Source organism: Pontibacter populi (assembly GCF_040278685.1).
GTDB classification, from domain to species: Bacteria; Bacteroidota; Bacteroidia; order Cytophagales; family Hymenobacteraceae; genus Pontibacter; species Pontibacter populi.
In genome coordinates this window covers 354,663-374,430 of the sequence record NZ_JBEOKT010000002.1, presented here as the reverse complement: position 1 = coordinate 374,430, position 19,768 = coordinate 354,663, and the positions used below count along the sequence as shown (strand labels likewise).

Genomic DNA, 19,768 nt, shown 5'->3' with positions numbered 1-19,768 from the left:
AGTCCACACCCAGGATAGAGTTACAGATCAGGTGATCCGAAATACGGGCCAGCTCCATCATGATCACACGGATGTACTGCGCACGCTTTGGTATCTCGATGCCTAACAGCTTTTCTACCGTCATGTGATATCCCATGTTATTGATAGGAGATGAGCAGTAGTTCATGCGGTCAGTAAGCGGCGTGATCTGGTAGAACGGACGGCGCTCCGCGATCTTCTCAAATGCACGGTGAATATAGCCGATCGTTGGCACTGCGTCCACGATCTTCTCACCATCCATCTGCAGGATGTTCTGGAAAATACCATGCGTAGCCGGGTGCGTTGGCCCCAGGTTAAGCGTGGTTAAGTTCTCGTTATGTTTATCTTGTAGTTTCAGATCCAGGTTCTCGCGGAACTGGTCTAATCCATCAAGTTCAACTGTTTTAGTTTCAGTAGCCATAATATGCTTCTAAAGTATAGCCGCCAGGTATAAAAGGGCGGCAGTACTGGCTTAACGTCCGAAAAACGTGTTTACTTTATCTTCTCTTGTCTGGTCTTCCAGTGGGTACTGCTTCAGCATCGGATGGTACTCCATGTCTTCCACATTCAGGATGCGGATAAGGTTCGGGTGACCAGCGAATACAATACCGTAGAAGTCATAAGCTTCGCGCTCCATCCAGTTGGCAGTAGCGTAAAGGTCTGTTAGGGTTGGCATTACCGGGTCCGAGATCGGGAAGTATACTTTAATGCGAAGACGGTAATTATGACGCAGGCTGTGCAACTGATACATCATGCAAAGCTCCTTGTCTTTCTGATCAGGAAAGTGAATGCCGCACATTGTTGTCAGGAAACTGATCTGCAGCTCCTTGTCGTCGCGCAGATATTTTATCAGCTCATGTATGGTCTGGCGGTTCGTCTGGAACGTCATAATGCCATCCGGATTCATTGCATCCGTGATGTTCTCTTCTCCAAACTGTTCGATGATCTTACCGAGTACGTTTTCGTTCGTAAGCTCCATGATGCTTATTTAATATTATAAGATTCCAAAAGAGCCTGATATTCCGGTGAATTGCGGCGGCGAAGTGATTCGTTCTTAGCCAGGTCCTGCACACGCATCAGGCCATCCAGTATCTGCTCAGGGCGTGGTGGGCAACCAGGTACGTACACATCCACAGGCACTACACGGTCGATACCCTGTAACACAGAGTATGTATCGAAAATACCACCAGAACATGCACAGGCACCAACTGCTACTACCCATCGCGGCTCCGACATTTGCTCGTATACCTGCTTTACAACAGGGCCCATTTTCTTAGCAATCGTTCCCATTACCAGCAGGATGTCTGCCTGGCGTGGCGAGAAGCTTGGACGCTCCGAACCGAAGCGTGAAATATCGTAATGCGAGCCCATGGTAGCCATAAACTCGATACCGCAGCACGATGTAGCAAAAGGCAAAGGCCAAAGTGAGTTAGCACGGGCCAGTCCAATTACTTTCTCAAACGAAGTGGCAAAGAAGCCTGCTCCCGAAACACCTTCAGGGGCTTCCGCTAATGTTATATCTTTATTAGAATCGCTCATTTCAGAGTTATTTTTATTGTACAAAACAGGCCCTTTAAAAGCCCAAGTTCTAACAATAACTTACTTGTAAAAGTTTAATATTACTCCCACTTCAGGATGCCCTTTTTGAGCACGTAGAAGAAGCCTGACATCAGCAGGCCAAGGAACAGAAGCATCTGCAGGAAGCCTTCCATGCCAAACTCCTTGAAGTTTACAGCCCAAGGGTACATAAAGATGATCTCTACATCAAATAGTACAAACAGGATGGCTGTCATGAAGTATTTATAGGAGATAGGCGTACGAGCATCACCCACCGATTCAATACCACTTTCCCAGGCAGCATCTTTTACAGCACTACTACGTTTCGGCCCTAGTAGGTGCGTCGTCACTAATGCGAAAATCACAAAACCCAGGGCAGCTGCAAATTGTATTAAAATTGGCAGGTAGTCAGACGGTAAGTACTGATTTACAGTAGTTTCCATAAAGTTGTAATTCTTTCTTGAAATTTGGGAGCAAAATTAGGGATAAATAGCCAACAATCAAAAGTATAAGTTGCCTTGAAATTGGCGTAAAAAGCATGATTTATCTCAGCTTTTGTGGCAGTGTGATTTATCTGAATTAAGATATAACAAAACAAAGGGCCACACTCCTAAAAGTGCGGCCCTTTGCTTGAACTATAAGTTTGTTACTTGTTCTCGCCCAGGAATGGGTAACGGTAATCTACCGGCGTTACAAATGTTTCTTTGATAGAGCGTGCAGATACCCAACGGAGCAGGTTCAGCATAGAGCCGGCCTTGTCGTTAGTACCCGAAGCACGCGCACCACCAAATGGCTGCTGACCAACTACAGCGCCTGTCGGCTTATCGTTGATGTAGAAGTTACCGGCAGCCTGGTCTAATTTCTTTGTAGCAAGCTCTACAGCATAACGGTCCTGGCCGAAGATGGCACCCGTAAGCGCGTAGATAGAAGTTGAGTTAACCAGTTCCAGTGTTTCTTCGAAGTTGTTCTCGTCGTACACATAGATCGTGATAACCGGCCCGAAGATCTCTTCGCACATAGTTACATACTGCGGGTTGTGCGCCAGCAATACAGTTGGCTCTATAAAGTAACCTTTCGACTTGTCGTAACCACCACCGGCAATTACTTCAACTTCGTTGCTGTTTTTCGCATTGTCGATGTACTTGGCGATCTTATCAAAAGACTTCTCGTCGATAACGGCGTTAATGAAGTTTCCGAAATCTTCCGGAGTACCCATTTTAATAGTTTTCAGGTCTTCGATGATGTAGCCTTTTACTTCGTCCCACAGGTTGCTTGGGATGTAGGCACGAGAAGCAGCAGAGCATTTTTGGCCCTGATACTCGAATGCGCCACGAACTATACCGGTAGCCAGTGCTTTTGCATCGGCAGAGCGGTGGGCAAGAATAAAGTCTTTACCACCCGTCTCGCCAACTATACGCGGGTAAGTTTTATACTTATGGATGTTTGTTCCTATGGTTTTCCAGATGTTCTGGAACACGCCTGTGCTGCCTGTAAAGTGGATACCTGCAAAATCAGCGTGGTTAAAGATAACTTCACCAGCCGTAGGACCATCAACATAAACTAAGTTAATAACACCATCAGGCAGACCGGCTTCACGGAAAAGCTCCATGATCACGTGGGCTGCATAGATCTGTGTGTTGGCAGGCTTCCAAACCACTACGTTACCCATCATGGCCACTGAAGACGGCAGGTTACCGGCTATAGCTGTAAAGTTGAAAGGCGTAAGTGCAAACACAAAACCCTCGAGTGGGCGGTGCTCCATGCGGTTCCAGATTCCCGGAGAAGACTCCGGCTGCATCTGGTAAATTTCTGTCATGAACTGCACATTAAAGCGCAGGAAGTCGATCAGTTCGCAGGCAGAGTCGATCTCGGCCTGGAACGCGTTCTTCGACTGGCCCAGCATAGTGGCCGCATTCAGTCTTGCTCTCCATGGTCCGGCAAGCAGTTCAGCAGCCTTTAAGAAGATAGAAGCACGGTGTTCCCAGCCCATAGCAGCCCAGTTATCACGCGCAGCAAGTGCTGCATTAATTGCCTGTTCCACGTGTGTGGCGTCTCCTTCGCTGAAATGACCCAGGATATGCTTGTGATCATGTGGCTGAACGAGTGGCTTTTTAGAGTCGGTAAATACTTTGTCGCCGCCAATGTACATAGGCACATCGATCTCTTCCGACTTCATTGCTTTATAAGTACGCAGTAGCTCTTCACGCTCCGGTGAGCCCGGTGCATATGATTTTACTGGCTCGTTTATGGGAGTTGGTACTTTAAAAAATCCGGTTGCCATGTGGTTTATAGTTAAGGATTTAAAATATACTTTTAGGTGGGTTAATTAACCTCGGTGCAAAGGTAAGGCTATTTCTGTAAATAAGATAAGCTTATGTCAATTCGAACTTAGTCGAGAAATCTTATGTGTTCTATAGTTACTCTTTTGTCATTTCGAGCCTGAGCGAGAAATCTATCACAGCTTATAGTTGTAGTCTGTCCTTCCCGAACCAAGCTATCCTTTCAAATCACTTTCAACCCTGAGAGCTCTAGTTATCTATAGTTTCAATCCAGCTTTGGTGCCCTCATGGCCGGGAGGCCCCGTCTTCGGGCATCGCGCTGTGCGAATCTCTTTTGCTCCTTCGTCGCAATGGCTTCGCCACCAGATATTCACAAGGCGCTCAACCCAAAGACTGAGAAATTTCTCATAGCAACCACCTATCTATAGTTAGAACCGGTAAGCTTCGATATTTATCGTGGCTGTAGTTCCGTAGGGACAGGTCGCGACCTGTCCGCTCATGGTCTGTAACTATTGAACGACAAAGTAAACTAAAGCAATAGCAGAAATTCCCCTCTCGGGAGGGGTAGGGGTGGGTTAAAATGATAACGATAAAACTATAAACCATCAAAACTATATCTTCAAACTCTACCTGTTATTGCACCATTTTCTATTATCAACTAAACTATAAATCAACTATAAAGCATTATTAATTAGCTTTATAAGCTATATTGTGTCTCTAACTATACCAGGATCGTAACTATAATTGCACTGATATACGTATAAGGCTCTTGCTGTTACAAATTGTAAGAGTTAAGATGTGAATACTATGAAAAGATCGAATAAAAAATACTTAGGTTTATTGCTGGCCGGTGCACTGAGTTTCTCTTTTGCTGCCGAAGCAGCTAACTATAGCTTTATAGCACAAAATACTGAACTGACACAACAGGGTAACCAAGGCGTTCCACAGTTAGAGAAAGACCTGCTCGGACCTTATGCTGAAATAAATAAGATTGCGGCCACTGACCTTCGCGAGGCCTATATCATGCTCCTGCAAAGTGTACGTGACCGTCAGGACTCATTTACTGATGCGGAATGGAACAAAGTGCAGGCTATTATGAAAAAGCTGGATGCACGCCGCAAAGTTGTATCAAGTGAGTTAGGTAACGACGACAAAGCCAAAATAAAACTGTTACAAGGCGAGCTTCGAGCCCTTGAGACTAAAAAGGATATCAAGGACTAACTATAGATTTATAGTTGAAAAGAAAGCCCGACTGCTTATGGTAGTCGGGCTTTTTGTTTTATAGTATCTCCTGTAGCTGGCTCAGGCAATGTATCTCGTAGGTTGGTCTCGGGCGAAGTTTGGCTCTGCTTTTTTCAGGGTTAAAAAATACCTGGTCAATACCGGCCTCACGGGCGCCGTCAATATCACATTCCAGGTTATCACCTATCATCAGGCATTCTTCCGGTTTTACGTTGATGCGCTCCAATGCATGCTCAAACATACGCTTGTCGGGTTTTTTATAGCCGCAGCATTCCGAAGTTACGATCTCCTTAAAATAACCATGCAGGTTAGACGACGACATTTTAATAGCCTGAACTTCCTTAAAACCATTGGTGATGATGTGCAAACCATACTTTGGTTGCAGGTAAGCCAGCACTTCGTGGGTATAAGGAAAAACAGCCGTTTTGGTTGGGCAGAGGTCGGTATAAGCTTCAGACAAACCCTTCGGAACCTGATGTGCTTCTAAGCCAAGGCCGGTCAATGTCTTCACAAAGCGCTGCTCGCGCAGCTCTTGTTGGTTTATCTTGCCTTTGTTGTACTGGTCCCAAAGCAAGGTATTCACGAATTTGTATTTCTTGTAAAACGAGGTGCTGTCGAACTTGCCAAAGGCCCCTAATTCATACGTATCAAATAAAGTATAAAGGGTTTCTTCGGAGTTCTTTTCAAAATCCCAAAGGGTATGGTCGAGGTCAAAAAGTATGTGCGTATATGTTTTCATATTAATTATTCAGGGAAGTTAAAGTAAAACGGACTGCGGCTGCCATTGTTCAGAAATTGTACCGATTTATAGTTGAACAGTTTGCAGGCCTGGCGGTTTATACAATAATGTGTTAGGCGTATAGTTATAGTTGATGGGTTAAGAGTTTGTCCAGCGGCGGCTGTGTAATTTGTTAACGGCAAGTTCGCGGTTCGAATATAGTATCTGGTACGTTTCCTGGTCTTTCTGTAGAATTGTGTCGCGCTCCAGGTAGCCGAAGATCTGGTTTATCAGGTCAGCGGCTTCATCTTTCAGCGAATAATAAACCCATTGGTCCAGTTTGCGAGGGGCAACAAGGCCTGCACTACGCAGATAAGCAAGGTGGCGCGATGTTTTGGTTTGCGTAAAATCAAGCACCTGCTCCAGGTCAGAGATGCACATTTCTTTATTGCGCAGGATCAGGCTCAGGATACGAACCCGCGACTCATCGGCGAGCGCTTTAAATACCTGTTCCCCGAAAGCAAGACTGAAATGTTTTAATCGCATATTTATCTACCAAGGCAAACAAAAATAGGCAAAAGCTGCTATAATAAAATAATATACCCTATAATTGTACTACATGAAGTCGTATTTAAAAGCTTTAGATAGCCACGTGAAGTTGTACAAAGTAATAGCAGCAACTATTCTTATTTTGCTTGCATTTGCAGCCACGCCCGAACAGGCAAAGGCGCAGGGCGGGCAGCGTGTAGTGCAGCTGTCAGGGTTTGTAACTATAGGCGATAGCCTGTACGGTGTAAGCAATGTAAGTGTATATGTGCCTAAAACAGGCCGGGGCGTACAAACTAATCGCTATGGTTTCTTCTCACTGCCCGTTTTAACCGGCGATACCGTTGTATTCAGTGCGCTTGGCTATAAAAAGGAGACACTGGTCATTCCAAAAACTTATCCATCCAACAGTTACTCTATTATCATGCAGATGCAGGAAGAGGCAATTGAGCTGGCAGAGATACAAGTAATACCATGGGCTACAGAGCGCGACTTTAAAGAAGCAGTTTTAGCCTTAAAGCTTCCGGATGAAGGCCGGACGGCTGCCAACCGTAACGTAGACCCCGAACGACTCAGGGAGCTGTTTACGACTGTGCCGATGGATGGGAATTCCAACTCCAAGGTCTTTAACCAACATCAGCAGATCCAGGCCCAGAACCGATATTTAATACCAACTATAAGCCCTTTTGCAGTGCTTAAGCTTATTGATATGCTGAGAAAAGGCGAGTTTAATAAGAAGTAGGCTTTTATAGTTAGATATAGTTTTCAAACAGGCAGATCCTGTAGTAGTTCATTGTTTACTGCTGTAGCTATTTTGCTTCCCATTTTATAGTTGCTATAGTTGCCCTGTAGGTAGCTAAAGTAACTTACCACTGTCCGTTTCGTTAGTTGGCAATGTAGCTCATAAGGATGCTGCTAATGCATTACCATGCAGCAAAGAATGATTTTGCTGCTGCCAAAGCTAAATAAACGACATATGCTTCCTGTATCAACCCTGACACTAAATATACCCGACACCCAAAAACCGCGCGTTGTGATCATCGGCGGTGGATTTGGAGGAATAAACCTTGCTAAAAAACTGCGCCGGAAAAACTTCCAGGTCGTGATGTTTGACAAGCAGAACTACCATGGTTTCTGGCCACTGCTTTACCAGGTAGCTACTGCAGGTCTGGAGCCCGATGCTATTGCAGAGCCCCTCCGCAAACTTTTCAGTGCCGACGACTACGATGATTTCTTCTTCAGGCTGGTGCGTGTAACCAACATAGACCCTGTAGCCAAAGTTGTTTCTACGCTCATCGGCGACCTGGCCTACGATTACCTGGTTATTGCTACCGGTACTAAAACCAATTACTTCGGAAACGACCAGATCAAGAAGTTCTCTTTCCCACTTAAAAAAATTCCGGATGCCCTGAACCTGCGTAGCCAAATGCTGCAGTGTTTCGAGCAGGCCAACATGACCAGCGACCCTGAACTACGCCAAAGCCTGATGAACTTTGTGATTGTGGGTGGTGGACCAACAGGAGTAGAGTTGGCTGGTGCACTGGCTGAAATGAAAAAGCACGTGCTGCCTTACGATTACCCGGGCATGGATATCAGTAAAATGAACATTTACCTGGTAGAAGGCCTGGATCGTTTGTTGCCACCCATGTCGCCGGAAGCAAGCGAAAAGACTTATAAGTACCTGAAAGAACTGGGCGTAAATATCATCCTTAACACCCTGGTAGAGTCTTATGATGGCGATAAGGCTGTTCTTAAGAATGGCGAGCGCATTGGCACCAACACGCTTATCTGGGCAGCTGGTGTATCAGGAGCGCTGATAGATGGCTTGCCCCCTGAAACAGTAGAGCGAGGCCGTATATTGGTAAATGAGTTTAACCAGGTATTGGGCTTTGATGACCTTTTTGCGATAGGTGATATTGCTTTTATGAAAACCGATAAATGGCCGAAAGGACATCCGGGTGTAGCACAGCCTGCTATACAACAAGGACAGCTATTGGCCAAAAACCTGCAACGCTTACAGAACAAAGAGCAGTTAGAACCATTCGAGTACACAGACAAAGGCTCGCTTGCTATAATTGGTCGTAACCGTGCTGTAGCTGATCTGCCGGGTAACCTGCACTTCGGAGGCTTTTTTGCCTGGGTTGTCTGGTTGTTTGTGCACGTTATGGCGCTGGTAGGCTTCCGAAATAAGCTTGTGGTGTTAAGTAACTGGGTGTACAGGTTCTTTACCTACGAAAACGGTACCCGCCTCATTATTCGCCCCTACGTCCGGAAAGGAGATAAGATCAAGCAACGGTTTTTTGATAGATATAATGCAGAAGAATAGGAAACGGGCAGCACCAAAAAGTGCTGCCCGTTTTGTTTAATGCAATTGTTTGTCTGAGTCAGGATTTACAGAATTAAAGGATTATCAGGATTTCAAGACCTAGCAGTGTGCACAGCTCCTGCTAGCGTCTGGTAACTATAGTTTACTTTCTTACTTTTCGAATCAAGCCATCCTTTCAAATCACTTTTCATCCTGGGAGCTTTACTCACCTATAGTTTCATCTTTAGCTTTGGTGCCCTCACGGCCGGGAGGCCCCGTCTTCGGGCATCGCGCTGTGTACATTTCCTTTTCTCGTACCTCGAAATGCCTGACGGCACCGGAAATCTACAAGGCGCTCAACCCAAAGACTGAGAAGTTTCGCATAGCAAGCGCCTATCTATAGTTTGAACCGGTAAACTCCGACATTTATCGTGGTCATAGTCTGTAGGGACAGGTCGTGACCTGTCCGCTCGTGGAAGGTATCTATAAAACTATAGTTTAAAAATTAGCAGTGGTAGAAGTGTCCCCTTGAGGGGACTACAGGGGTGTTAATTCCCCAACTATAAAACTATAAACCGAACTATAGCAAAAACAGAAAAAAGCTTCCCGCCTTAGACTACCGAGAAGTGATTTCGAAGGTAGCGAGCGGAGCTCTGAGGGGTTAGGGGTGGTTGAACTACGGAAACTATAGAACTTGTAGCTAAAGCCTTTGCCATATTATGTCCCTTGCGGGCCAGTTGAGTCAGGAGACTCAACACCATCCCAAGTCACGAATCTGGAGACTCGCGCCAGCATTATCAACTATAAAACTGAACCTTAAACTATAGCATGCGCAAAAAAACAAAAGCCTTCAGATATTATCCGAAGGCTTTTGAAAAATTATGAAACTATAGATCTTAGCGACCTGAGTTGTTACTGTTGTTGTTTTGCGTCGCGTTCTGGCGTTGCATAGGGTTTGGCTGGTTACGTTGCTGCTGCTGGAAGATTTCGAAGCGGCTAGGTGCCAGTTTACGCGGGAAATAGTTGTTAGACAGATCGGTGTCAGCAGTTTGTAGCAGCGGGTCAAGCTCGAATTTTGCTACAGGCTTTTCCGTTACAAATACTTTCGTGATCTCCTCGTTATTATAGCGCCACACTTCTGCAGGCACATTTACTATTTCATCAGTACCATCCTCGTAAGTCATCTTCACGATCAGCGGCATAACCAATCCACCCAGGTTTTTAAATCCAACCTCGTAGAAGTTAAGACCAGAATCAAGCATTTCTTTCTGTTTCGGGGTTAAACCGCTAAGGAAACTCTGGTGGCGCTGCTTGTCTGCTGCTGTTACAGCCAGTTCATCGTAGCTGTTATAGAAGTCATTCAATTCAGGGCGTAACTCTACACGGGTTTTCTTGATATCCTGTAGGTTGCGCTGCTGAGATAAAGTTTGTGGCGCTTTGTTCTGCTCGGCACGTTTCTGAGCACTTACAAACTCGGGGTTCTGCGAATCGATCGTATACCATTTCACACCTTCAATAGAGATATCAGTATGGTCGGTAGTATAAAACCATCCTCTCCAGAACCAGTCAAGGTCTACGCCTGAAGCATCTTCCATAGTCCGGAAAAAGTCTGCCGGCATCGGGTGTTTAAACGCCCAGCGCTTCGAGTATTCTTTAAAGGCATAATCAAACAGCTCGCGGCCCATTACCGTTTCGCGAAGGATGTTTAGTGCCGTTGCAGGCTTGCCGTAAGCGTTGTTACCGAATTGCAATACAGATTCAGAGTTGGTCATGATCGGCACCTGTGTGTTTTTAGCACTCTTCATGTACTCTACTATATCAGCCGGTTCGCCGCGACGTGATGGGTAGTTGCGTTCCCATTCCTGCTCTGCCAGGTACTGCATAAAAGTGTTCAGACCTTCATCCATCCAGGTCCACTGGCGCTCATCCGAGTTAATGATCATCGGGAAGAAGTTATGGCCTACTTCGTGAATAATAACCGTGATCAAACCATACTTGGTGCGGTCTGAATACGTGCCATCCGGTTCAGGGCGGTAACCGTTGAACGACAGCATCGGGTACTCCATGCCACCAACCGGGCCGTGCACCGAAATTGCCACCGGGTAAGGGTAATCTATAGTATGCTTAGAATAAACTTCCAGGGTATGTGCTACCGACTCAGTAGAATATCTGCCCCAAAGCGGGTTTCCTTCTTTCGGGTAATACGACATGGCCAGTACATTTTTGCCGGCTACATTCACGTTCATAGCATCCCATATAAATTTACGGGAGCTGGCCCATGCAAAGTCGCGCACATTTTTAGCGGAGTAAACCCATGTCTTTTTGCCTTTTGCTTTGCTTTTTTCGGCTTGTGTGGCTTCTTCCTGCGTTACAACCAACACCGGCTTATCGGCTTTGGCGGCCTGTGCCCAGCGTTTCTGCTGTGTTGAAGTAAGTACCTGGTTAGCGTTCTGTAACTCACCGGTAGATGCTACAATATGATCGGCAGGAACGGTAATACTAACTTTATAGTCTCCGAAAGGCAATGCAAATTCGCCGCTGCCCAGAAACTGCTTATGCTGCCAGCCATTTACGTCGTCATAAACAGCCATGCGCGGAAACCACTGTGCCATCTCGTACAGGTAGTTACCATCTTCGGGGAAGAACTCATAACCTGAGCGGCCACCTAAAGCTATCTGGTCGTTGATGTTATGGTTCCAGTCGATGCTAAAGGTAAAGCTTTGCTTTGGTTTCAGATCAGAAGGCAGGTCAATACGCATCATGGTGTTGTTGATGGTATATTTCAGCGCTTTGCCGTTACGGTCTTTTACTGTTCTGATCTTAAAGCCACCATCAAACTTCTCACGCGTCATGTACTCCACCGCCTGTATCGGAACACGATCGTTCAGGTTGCCGGTGCGTGTGGCGTTAGCCATGGAGTTAGGCTCGAAAATATTCTGGTCCAGCTGCAGCCACAGGTAAGTAAGTACGTCGGGCGAGTTGTTGGTGTAGGTTATAGTTTCGGAGCCGTTGATAGACTGGTTCTCGTCGTTCAGCTCAACTTTAATGTTATAGTCTGCGCGTTGCTGCCAATACTGGTGGCCCGGAGCGCCCGATGCAGAGCGGTAGGTGTTTGGCGTTGGAAGCTCCTGCTGCAGCTGCTTAAATTTAGACTGATCGGTGTTGCTCTGAGCCATAGTTACAAATGGTACAGTTGCTAATCCGAAAAAGACTAAACCTGTGAGTAGGTTTTTCATTTAGTTAATGGTGAATTTAGGTTAGTATAGTTGGTTGTAAGGTAAGCGTATTAAAAAATATTGGTTTCCATCATCAGAATCAGGGAGATACCCGCAGCTGCACTTGAAAGTACCAGGATCCAGTCGCGGCGTTTGGCGTTGAACAGGTTCAGAACCAGGAAAGCGGCGATCAGGAGCAGGAACACGATTAGTAACTGCCCCAGCTCAATACCAACATTAAATGCCAGTAACTGTAGCCATGTGTCGCTGTTTCTTCCCAATAAAGATTTCAGGTAATTCGAGAAGCCCATGCCGTGTACCAATCCAAAGAAAACAGCCATCAGGTTGTGCAGCGAGAATATAGTATGCTGCTTGCTGGCGGCGCCTTTCAGCTTAAAAAAGTTGGTAAAGCAGGTAAAAAGTATAGTTACAGGAATAAGAAACTCGATAAGGCCAGTATCAAACTTAATGATGTTGAACATGGAAAGTGCCAGCGTAATAGAGTGGCCGATGGTAAAGCTGGTAACCAGTGCAAGTACTTTTCGCCAGTCGCTGAGGGTGTAAATGGCGCACAAAGCAAACAGGAACAACATATGGTCATAGGCTTTCAGGTTAAAAATATGATGGAAGCCCAGCTCCATGTAGGTGTAAAATACAGACGACAAGGTGAATATAGTAAAGGTTATAGTTTAAGCTAAGCGGTAAATTACATGTTTAAACTTTTGAATGCAATAGCTGACACTATGAAGGCCTTACAGAATAAAGCGTTAGCATAAATTATCTGAATTAAAGCGCAGGATCATCTGAAAATTATTACCTTTTACCAATGTTACGGCACCTCGGAAATCGCAGAAACTTCAGGCACAACATGCGGCTGGCTGCTATACTTTGCCTCACCGCCGGGTTTGTAAATATTGCTGGTCTGCTTGCGTTTGCAGTGCTCACAACCAATGTTACAGGCCACGTAGCCTACTTTGCCGACAGCCTGGCACAAGGCGACCTGAGAGCTGTAAGAATTATTGGCCTCTGGATGTTCCTGTTTCTGCTGGGCGCCTTTACCTCCAGTTTTATAGTTGGGCGGGTTGGCCGCAACCAGGTATTTGCCTATACCATACCAATCCTTATCGAGATCGTGATCCTGCTCCTGAATGGCGTTTACGGTTATAAATACGATGGCAGCACAAGCATGCGGGAGGTTTTTGCCGGCAGCCTGCTTTTTGCTATGGGGCTGCAAAATGCCATGGTTTCGATGATATCGGGGTCAGTTGTTCGTACGACGCACCTCACAGGTATTTTTACAGACCTCGGCATTGACCTGGCAGCGGCCACCTTGCCTGCAAATTTACAAAAGCCCGGTTTGCAGCAGCGAATCGTACTCAGGCTGGTTATTATACTTTTCTTTCTGGCAGGTGCTGTGGCAGGTGGCTATAGTTATGCGGCACTACATCATTACACTTTCCTTATTCCGGCAGCGCTGCTTATAGTTGCCATGTTCTATGATATTTCGCGGGTGCATCTTAAAAAGCTAATCCGGTATATTCGCCACCGGGCGATGCCTGTTTAAAACTGAAAACGCCGGTAGTTTTATACCGCCGGCGTTTTCAGTTTAGTTTAATTCGTGGTTAGTCTACTGTGTCTTCAATGTTGGTGGCCATCTCGTAATGTGAGCGCAGGGTTGGGATCAACTTAAGCGCAAAATCTTTTACAGCCGGGTTAGTTGCATTCATACTTTTGGCTTCAAACATGGCAATATCGTTTTTATGCGCTGTTTCCATCAGGTCCATATATTTTTCGTCGTAGCCTGTGCCGGTATAGTTTGTCAGTTCGTCTATCATTTCCTGGTGCATTGGCATAATAACGTCTGATGTTGTTACTCCTGCCTGCGATGCAACAGCCTGCAGATCCTGACTGGCTTTTGTATGATGATCTACGATCATTTGAGCAAATTCTTTTACTTTGGCATCAGTGGCTTTTTGTAGCGCCATGTTGCTTAGCTGCAGTTCCATAGCGTTGCTGCTTGCCACTGTTGATATGAATGTGGGGTCATCCATGTTCGTCATAGTTACAGCTGCGCCAGTCGTTTCTGTAGTTACACCACCAGCAGCCATATCATCTCCGGTAGTAACTTCGGTTGTTTCAGTAGTAGTATCTGTGGTTGTGTCCGTTGTTGTATCGGAGCTCGTACAGGCTGTACCTGCAAGCATGGCTCCAGCAGTAAATAAGAACAATAGTTTTTTCATAGTTTTAGAGTAAGTTGTTAAAATTCAGCTAATTATACGGTTTGGAATGAGCTGGGTTAAATCGAGGGTTATATCGGCAATTTCTGAAGACTGCAGAATGACGGTTAATTGCCTGTCAAAGAGTATTTCTTCAGCTCATCGCGGGATAAATTGTATGTGCTCTGATCTCCGTTAATATGAATGGTCTCTCTGCGGCTTCCGAGTATGGTGCCGATGCCCAGGCCCGGTAATATGCCAAGTACAGCACCCATAGTAGCTTTTTCTTCCGCCGAGTATACAAATATACACCATGTTCCGGGCTCACACCTGTCATCTCCGCTTGCATACCCAAGTATTGCCCCTGCTAAAGCGCCACCTACAGCACCCAATAAAGCACCTTTTCCCGGGCTGTTTCTTTTCCTGTATTTTATAGTTTGTATAGTTGAAACGGGAATGACCTGTAATTTGTATGAAGCCATTACTTTGCCCCTAGTCAGGAACGATTTGTCTATAAACTGAACAGAAGAATCATTAGCCTCCACAATCACTCCTTTCATTGCGCGACTGCTGTTTTTTAAATATATCCAACTATAGTAACCGGCTTTGGTAGCTGGCAGGTCTTGTGCATTTGCACCAAGCACAGTGCTTAGCAGCAGAAGCAGGATGAGTAAGTTCTTCATGAGTGATAGCCCTATGAATGAAACGGTTATAGTTTGTTTCCAGGGTTTTTGAGATAGCAGGAATGAGAGCAGGAAAGTATGTGTTTGTACGTAATATACATGGCAAAGATTATATAGCAGAACTATATTTTGGATAAACAAAAAGCGCCACCCCAGTAGGAGCAGCGCTTTTATTTCAGCTTAACTTTAAACTATAAAATCTATCTGTCTGTCGGTATTTCAACGTCAATGTTATTGAACTGGATCTTGCCATTTTCGAGCACCGCTTCTACTACAGAGTCCTTGCTTATAGTTCCGGCCAGTATCTCTTTCGACAGTTCGTTCAATACCTGGCGCTGTAGTACACGCTTCAAAGGTCGGGCACCGAACTGCGGATCGTAACCCTGCTCACCCAGGTAATCCAGCACCTCGTCTGTAGCTACCAGTCTAATTCCTGCTTCGTCCAGGCGGTCCTGTATATGTCCGAACTGTATGGTAACGATTTTGCGGATATCGCCACGGCTCAGAGGTCTGAACATCACCAGCTCGTCAATGCGGTTCAGGAACTCTGGTCGCACTGACTTCTTCAGCAGTTCAAACACTTCATCCTTTGTTCGCTCAATAACTTCATCTTTGTTAAACTCATCCATCGTCTCAAAATTAGACTGGATGATGTGCGAACCGATGTTAGAGGTCATGATGATGATCGTATTCTTGAAGTTCACAACGCGTCCTTTACTGTCAGTCAATCTACCATCGTCGAGTACCTGCAACAGGATGTTGAACACATCCGGATGCGCTTTTTCGATCTCGTCGAGCAACACTACCGAATATGGTTTTCTGCGCACGGCTTCTGTTAACTGGCCACCTTCATCGTAACCTACATAGCCCGGAGGCGCTCCGATCATGCGGCTCACGGCGTGGCGTTCCTGGTACTCACTCATATCGATACGCACCATCGCGTTCTCGTCGTTAAACAGGTAATCGGCCAGCGCTTTGGCAAGCTCGGTTTTACCTACACCGGTCGTACCCAGGAATATAAATGAACCGATCGGGCGTTTCGGGTCTTGCATACCGGCACGGCTTCGACGAACCGCATCCGAAATGGCTGCAATAGCTTCTTCCTGGCCAGCCACACGTTTGCCTAGTTCCTGTTCTAAGTGCAATAGCTTTTCGCGGTCGCTCTGCAGCATTTTGCTCACTGGTATACCTGTCCATTTGGCTACGATCTCTGCAATATCCTCAGAAGTTACTTCCTCTTTCAGCATCGGGTTTTCGCCCTGCATCTGGTGCACCTGCTCCTGCAGTTTTTTCAGTTGCTCTTCCGCTTCCTGAATTTTACCGTATCGCAGCTCCGCTACGCGGCCATAATCGCCACTGCGCTCTGCCTGCTCCGCTTCCAGTTTATAGTTCTCAATGTTCTCTTTCTCTTTCTGGATGCCTTCAATGATCTGCTTTTCGTTCTGCCACTTGGCTTTCAAATCATCGCGCTTCGTTGATAGCTCGGCGATCTCTTTCGAAAGTATAGTTTCCTTGTCTTTATCGTTCTCGCGGCGGATGGCTTCTCGCTCGATCTCCAGCTGCATAATGCGCCGTTGAATCTCATCCAGTTCAACCGGCAACGAGTCGATCTCGATGCGCAGTTTCGCGGCCGCTTCGTCCATCAGGTCAATGGCCTTATCCGGTAAAAAGCGGTCTGTAATGTAGCGGCTCGATAATTCTACAGCTGCAATGATGGCATCGTCTTTAATGCGAACACCGTGGTGCACTTCATACTTATCCTTAATACCGCGAAGTATAGAAATGGCATCCGGCACACTCGGCTCATCCACCATCACTGCCTGGAAACGTCGCTCCAGCGCTTTGTCTTTCTCGATATACTTCTGATATTCTTTCAGGGTAGTCGCCCCGATGGCATGTAATTCGCCACGCGCCAGAGCCGGCTTCAGTAAGTTGGCTGCATCCATGGCACTTTCGCCACCTGCACCTGCACCGATCAGCGTATGGATCTCATCAATAAAAAGTACGATGTCGCCTTCCGCATCTACCACTTCCTTAATAACCGCTTTCAGTCGCTCCTCGAACTCACCTTTATACTTGGCACCTGCCACCAATAAGCCCATGTCAAGGCTCATCAGGGTTTTGTTCTTCAGGTTTTCCGGCACGTCGCCGCTTACAATACGCTGTGCCAGACCTTCAACTATAGCTGTTTTACCTACACCGGGTTCACCTAATAACACCGGGTTGTTTTTGGTACGACGGCTCAGGATCTGCAACACACGACGAATCTCTTCATCACGACCGATTACCGGGTCTATTTTACCGTTGCGGGCCATTTCGTTCAGGTCGCGGGCATAACGCTTCAGCGAGTTATACTTAGCTTCGGCGTTCTGGTCAGTAACTTTAGCCCCACCACGTAGTTCTTTTATCGCTTTTTTAAGGTCTTTCTCATTAAAGCCAACATCCTTCATTAAACCAGCCACACGGTCACGGCCAGCTAAAAGCCCCAGCAGCATGTGCTCTATGGCTACATACTCATCGCCAAATTCTTTCAGGTAAGAAGTTGCTTTCTGCAGGGCTGCATTCGCATCGTTTGCCAGGTACGGACTGCCGCCACTCACTTTCGGGTAACCAGCCACGATCTCGTCGAGCTTGGTGTGCAGTATGTTTCCGTTAATGTTCAGTTTCTGGAGCAGGAAGTTGGTTACGTTCTCGTCTGTCTCCAGTATCGCTTTTAAAATATGCCCGGTCTCGATAGCCTGCTGCTGAAAGCCGCCAGCTATTTCGGTTGCCTTTTGTATGGCTTCCTGGGCTTTGATGGTATAGTTATTAAAGTTCATATCGCTTTGCCTGTCTTCTATAGTTTATAGTTCTACGGTGTACTCAGCAAAGGGTAAACCAATGGTGTTTTATGGTGATTTATATGTAATTATGACAGGCTTAAAATTGATATATTTTAAATTTAAGGACATAATGGCATACGAGTGGAGTAATACAGGATAGCGCATAAATAGAGAAAGGCAACCTTGCAGGCTGCCTTTCAATCTAAAACTAAATATTTAACTTACGCTGCTATTTGCAATTCCACCATAACCTGTAGCTCATCTTCTACTTTAAACAAACCGCCCATTTTTTTAGGGGGTGTTAAGCCTATTTCCGAAAAATTTAGGCAGATGTTACTTTTCAGGTTGCTTACGCCGTTGATGGTGCAAGTAGTAAAGCTCACATTCTGGAGCGGGATCGTTTTTCCCGCTATAATCAGATTTAAGTTGCCTTTGTAATTTTTGCCGTCCCTTCTCAGGCAAACGACCTCAATTTTTGTGTATGGATGCTGACTGGCGTTCAGCGTTTTCTCAAAATCTTTGTTCAGGAGAATATTGCCGCAGTTGAAAGATTTAACGGGTATAGTCATCTTCAGTCTGTCCCGCTGGGCGATCTGCCTGTTCAGTACAAGTGTATCTTTCTGGTTGCTGGTGTAAGCGCAGTTAATATTGCCTAGTGAAGTACCTGCAGCTACGGTAATCCTGTTACCGGTGATCACTACAAACTCTTCGTTTTTAGGCAGTACCATTGCACTCAGCATAGAGGTAGCAAGCAGAAAGATACGAGCAAGTAACATGGTTTTTAAAGATTAGAATGAAATCGCACCTTCAATCATGAATCCATTAAACTCGCCACCGTGGCGGATGTCTTTCGGAGCAAAGCCTTCGTAGTTCTGCTTCACATACTCCACTTTGGTAAGGATATTTTTAGTTACGAACCAACCGGCACCTACCTGTACTCTATCCATTGTTATGTCGTCTCCGGCTACAACTGGAGCAGTTGGACCAGCCTGAGTAGGAGCAAGTGTACCGGTTACTTTGTTGTAACGACCAGCTACGTAAAGGTTCTCGTTAGCACCTATTCTGTACACTACATCAGTTCCGATCTGGTTCCAGGTACGGTCGCTTGGCTCGTCTTTTGCACCCATACGGCCTTTACCTTTTGCCTGCTCAAAGTTACCGAACAGCTCCAGGCCGTGGAATTTGATGAATGGGTTAAGAACCATGGCTGTGATGCTGTTTGTCAAACCTGGGTTAATGTGACCAGAAGTGAAGTGAGTTGAAGCAGATACAGCTGTTCCGTTAGCAATTCTGGCTGGGTCCATTACCATGTAGTAACGTGAGCCGGCACGGTCGCCACCATACAGTGTGTTTCTAACTGATCCGGCAGTGGTGTAAATAGAACCTGTTAATCTTAATCTCAGGTCGTCGTTGATCTGGCTGTCGTAGCCCAGTTTACCAATGTAAGAAGGCTTACGTTTGTCCGGGTTAGTGATACCACCTTGTATCTCACCGCCTGTAACAGAACCTACAACCAGGAAGCCTTTGTATTGGTAGATAAGTTCGGCACCGATCTCAGTAGTGAAGGCATCCATGATGTAGTTGCCAACAAATGGGTTTTGTAATGCGTGTGCGTTATCTGTTCTGCGGAAGTGAGCATCACCATAGTTAATTTCCATGTGACCTACTTTCACAGTCATGTTCTCCATCAGTTTATCCACTATCGGGCTGTTCAGGAATTCAGCTTTGTCTACCTGAATAAATCCACCTTTAACCCAGGTTTCAGAGTGGTGTCTTGATGACAGGTAAGTAACCAGGTTCAGTCGGATACCATCAGCAAGTGCTACGTCCAGGTTAAGGTTGGCAGTTGCCAGGTTAAAACCGTTCTCAATTGGCATCAGCTCGTTCAGGTTTACTTCGTTGCCGCCCTGCTGCTGCATAACAGCTGTTGCGCTGTTAGTGTGCTTCAGGCCCTGGAACTGCTGTGCAAAGCTACCACCAAGTCTTACTTTGATTCCATCATAAGCTATAGTGTCTTTTTTTGAGGTCTCGAAAATGTTAAGTCCTCTTTTGTCGTAAGGTCGGGCATATGGCAGATCAGACAATGTGATCTGTGCGAAAGCGCTCATGCTTAAGCCAAGCAGCAGGCCCAGTGAAAGTGTAATCTTTTTCATGATACTTAATTTTA

17 protein-coding genes and 1 pseudogene are annotated in these 19,768 nt (G+C 46.0%); 4 read left to right on the top strand and 14 right to left on the bottom strand.

Annotated elements, in window-relative coordinates; genetic code table 11:
* The 5 genes and pseudogenes from ABS362_RS03490 to pruA form a co-directional block, all read right to left on the bottom strand.
* Positions 1–439 (bottom strand): annotated as a pseudogene (locus ABS362_RS03490) (NADH-quinone oxidoreductase subunit D); the annotation flags it as partial.
* Positions 440–490: 51 nt separating this feature from the next.
* Entirely contained in the window at positions 491–997 is a 507-nt protein-coding gene (locus ABS362_RS03485) for an NADH-quinone oxidoreductase subunit C (protein ID WP_350410900.1), read from the bottom strand.
* A gap of 5 nt (positions 998–1,002) precedes the next feature.
* A complete protein-coding gene (locus ABS362_RS03480) occupies positions 1,003–1,557 on the bottom strand; it encodes an NADH-quinone oxidoreductase subunit B (RefSeq protein ID WP_162347633.1) in 555 nt (184 codons plus the stop codon).
* Positions 1,558–1,637: 80 nt separating this feature from the next.
* Positions 1,638–2,018 carry an NADH-quinone oxidoreductase subunit A gene (locus ABS362_RS03475; RefSeq protein WP_350410899.1) on the bottom strand — a complete coding sequence of 127 codons (381 nt, stop codon included), beginning with the start codon at positions 2,016–2,018 and terminating at the stop codon, positions 1,638–1,640.
* A gap of 203 nt (positions 2,019–2,221) precedes the next feature.
* Complete coding sequence (gene pruA / locus ABS362_RS03470; RefSeq protein ID WP_350410898.1) at positions 2,222–3,856, bottom strand: L-glutamate gamma-semialdehyde dehydrogenase; 1,635 nt, start codon at positions 3,854–3,856, stop codon at positions 2,222–2,224.
* Between the two features lie 805 nt (positions 3,857–4,661).
* Between pruA and ABS362_RS03465 the strand changes: the two genes are divergently transcribed.
* Positions 4,662–5,075 (top strand): hypothetical protein, encoded by a 414-nt coding sequence (locus ABS362_RS03465; RefSeq protein WP_350410897.1) that lies wholly within the window; start codon positions 4,662–4,664, stop codon positions 5,073–5,075.
* Between the two features lie 58 nt (positions 5,076–5,133).
* On the opposite strand, the gene ABS362_RS03460 is transcribed toward ABS362_RS03465, so the two are convergent.
* Both ABS362_RS03460 and ABS362_RS03455 read right to left on the bottom strand, forming a co-directional pair.
* Complete coding sequence (locus ABS362_RS03460; protein WP_350410896.1) at positions 5,134–5,835, bottom strand: YjjG family noncanonical pyrimidine nucleotidase; 702 nt, start codon at positions 5,833–5,835, stop codon at positions 5,134–5,136.
* Between the two features lie 138 nt (positions 5,836–5,973).
* On the bottom strand, positions 5,974–6,360 hold the full coding sequence (locus tag ABS362_RS03455) for an ArsR/SmtB family transcription factor (protein WP_350410895.1): 387 nt from the start codon (positions 6,358–6,360) through the stop codon (positions 5,974–5,976).
* 73 nt (positions 6,361–6,433) lie between these two features.
* Here ABS362_RS03455 and ABS362_RS03450 point away from each other — a divergent pair, with 73 nt between their 5' ends.
* Positions 6,434–7,102: a carboxypeptidase-like regulatory domain-containing protein gene (locus tag ABS362_RS03450; RefSeq protein ID WP_350410894.1), complete on the top strand. Its 669-nt coding sequence runs from the start codon at positions 6,434–6,436 to the stop codon at positions 7,100–7,102.
* Positions 7,103–7,336: 234 nt separating this feature from the next.
* Positions 7,337–8,686: an NAD(P)/FAD-dependent oxidoreductase gene (locus ABS362_RS03445; protein ID WP_350410893.1), complete on the top strand. Its 1,350-nt coding sequence runs from the start codon at positions 7,337–7,339 to the stop codon at positions 8,684–8,686.
* An 875-nt stretch (positions 8,687–9,561) separates the two neighbouring features.
* Here the strand turns inward: ABS362_RS03445 and ABS362_RS03440 are convergent.
* Together ABS362_RS03440 and ABS362_RS03435 are read right to left on the bottom strand one after the other, a co-directional pair.
* On the bottom strand, positions 9,562–11,901 hold the full coding sequence (locus ABS362_RS03440; RefSeq protein WP_350410892.1) for a M1 family metallopeptidase: 2,340 nt from the start codon (positions 11,899–11,901) through the stop codon (positions 9,562–9,564).
* Positions 11,902–11,951: 50 nt separating this feature from the next.
* Positions 11,952–12,545, bottom strand: a complete 594-nt coding sequence (locus ABS362_RS03435) for a HupE/UreJ family protein (RefSeq protein ID WP_350410891.1) — start codon at positions 12,543–12,545, stop codon at positions 11,952–11,954.
* Between the two features lie 161 nt (positions 12,546–12,706).
* Here ABS362_RS03435 and ABS362_RS03430 point away from each other — a divergent pair, with 161 nt between their 5' ends.
* On the top strand, positions 12,707–13,444 hold the full coding sequence (locus ABS362_RS03430) for a YoaK family protein (RefSeq protein ID WP_350410890.1): 738 nt from the start codon (positions 12,707–12,709) through the stop codon (positions 13,442–13,444).
* Positions 13,445–13,502: 58 nt separating this feature from the next.
* Here the strand turns inward: ABS362_RS03430 and ABS362_RS03425 are convergent, their stop codons facing one another.
* The 5 genes from ABS362_RS03425 to ABS362_RS03405 all read right to left on the bottom strand — a co-directional run bounded on the left by ABS362_RS03425 (position 13,503) and on the right by ABS362_RS03405 (position 19,754).
* The gene (locus ABS362_RS03425) at positions 13,503–14,120 is read right to left on the bottom strand and encodes a DUF4142 domain-containing protein (protein ID WP_350410889.1); all 618 of its coding nucleotides are present in this window, start codon (positions 14,118–14,120) and stop codon (positions 13,503–13,505) included.
* A gap of 104 nt (positions 14,121–14,224) precedes the next feature.
* Positions 14,225–14,779 carry a hypothetical protein gene (locus tag ABS362_RS03420; RefSeq protein ID WP_350410888.1) on the bottom strand — a complete coding sequence of 185 codons (555 nt, stop codon included), beginning with the start codon at positions 14,777–14,779 and terminating at the stop codon, positions 14,225–14,227.
* A 200-nt stretch (positions 14,780–14,979) separates the two neighbouring features.
* Complete coding sequence (clpB, locus tag ABS362_RS03415; protein ID WP_350410887.1) at positions 14,980–17,598, bottom strand: ATP-dependent chaperone ClpB; 2,619 nt, start codon at positions 17,596–17,598, stop codon at positions 14,980–14,982.
* Positions 17,599–17,822: 224 nt separating this feature from the next.
* The gene (locus ABS362_RS03410; RefSeq protein WP_350410886.1) at positions 17,823–18,377 is read right to left on the bottom strand and encodes a hypothetical protein; all 555 of its coding nucleotides are present in this window, start codon (positions 18,375–18,377) and stop codon (positions 17,823–17,825) included.
* A gap of 12 nt (positions 18,378–18,389) precedes the next feature.
* Entirely contained in the window at positions 18,390–19,754 is a 1,365-nt protein-coding gene (locus ABS362_RS03405; RefSeq protein ID WP_350410885.1) for a hypothetical protein, read from the bottom strand.
* Positions 19,755–19,768 lie beyond the last annotated feature (14 nt).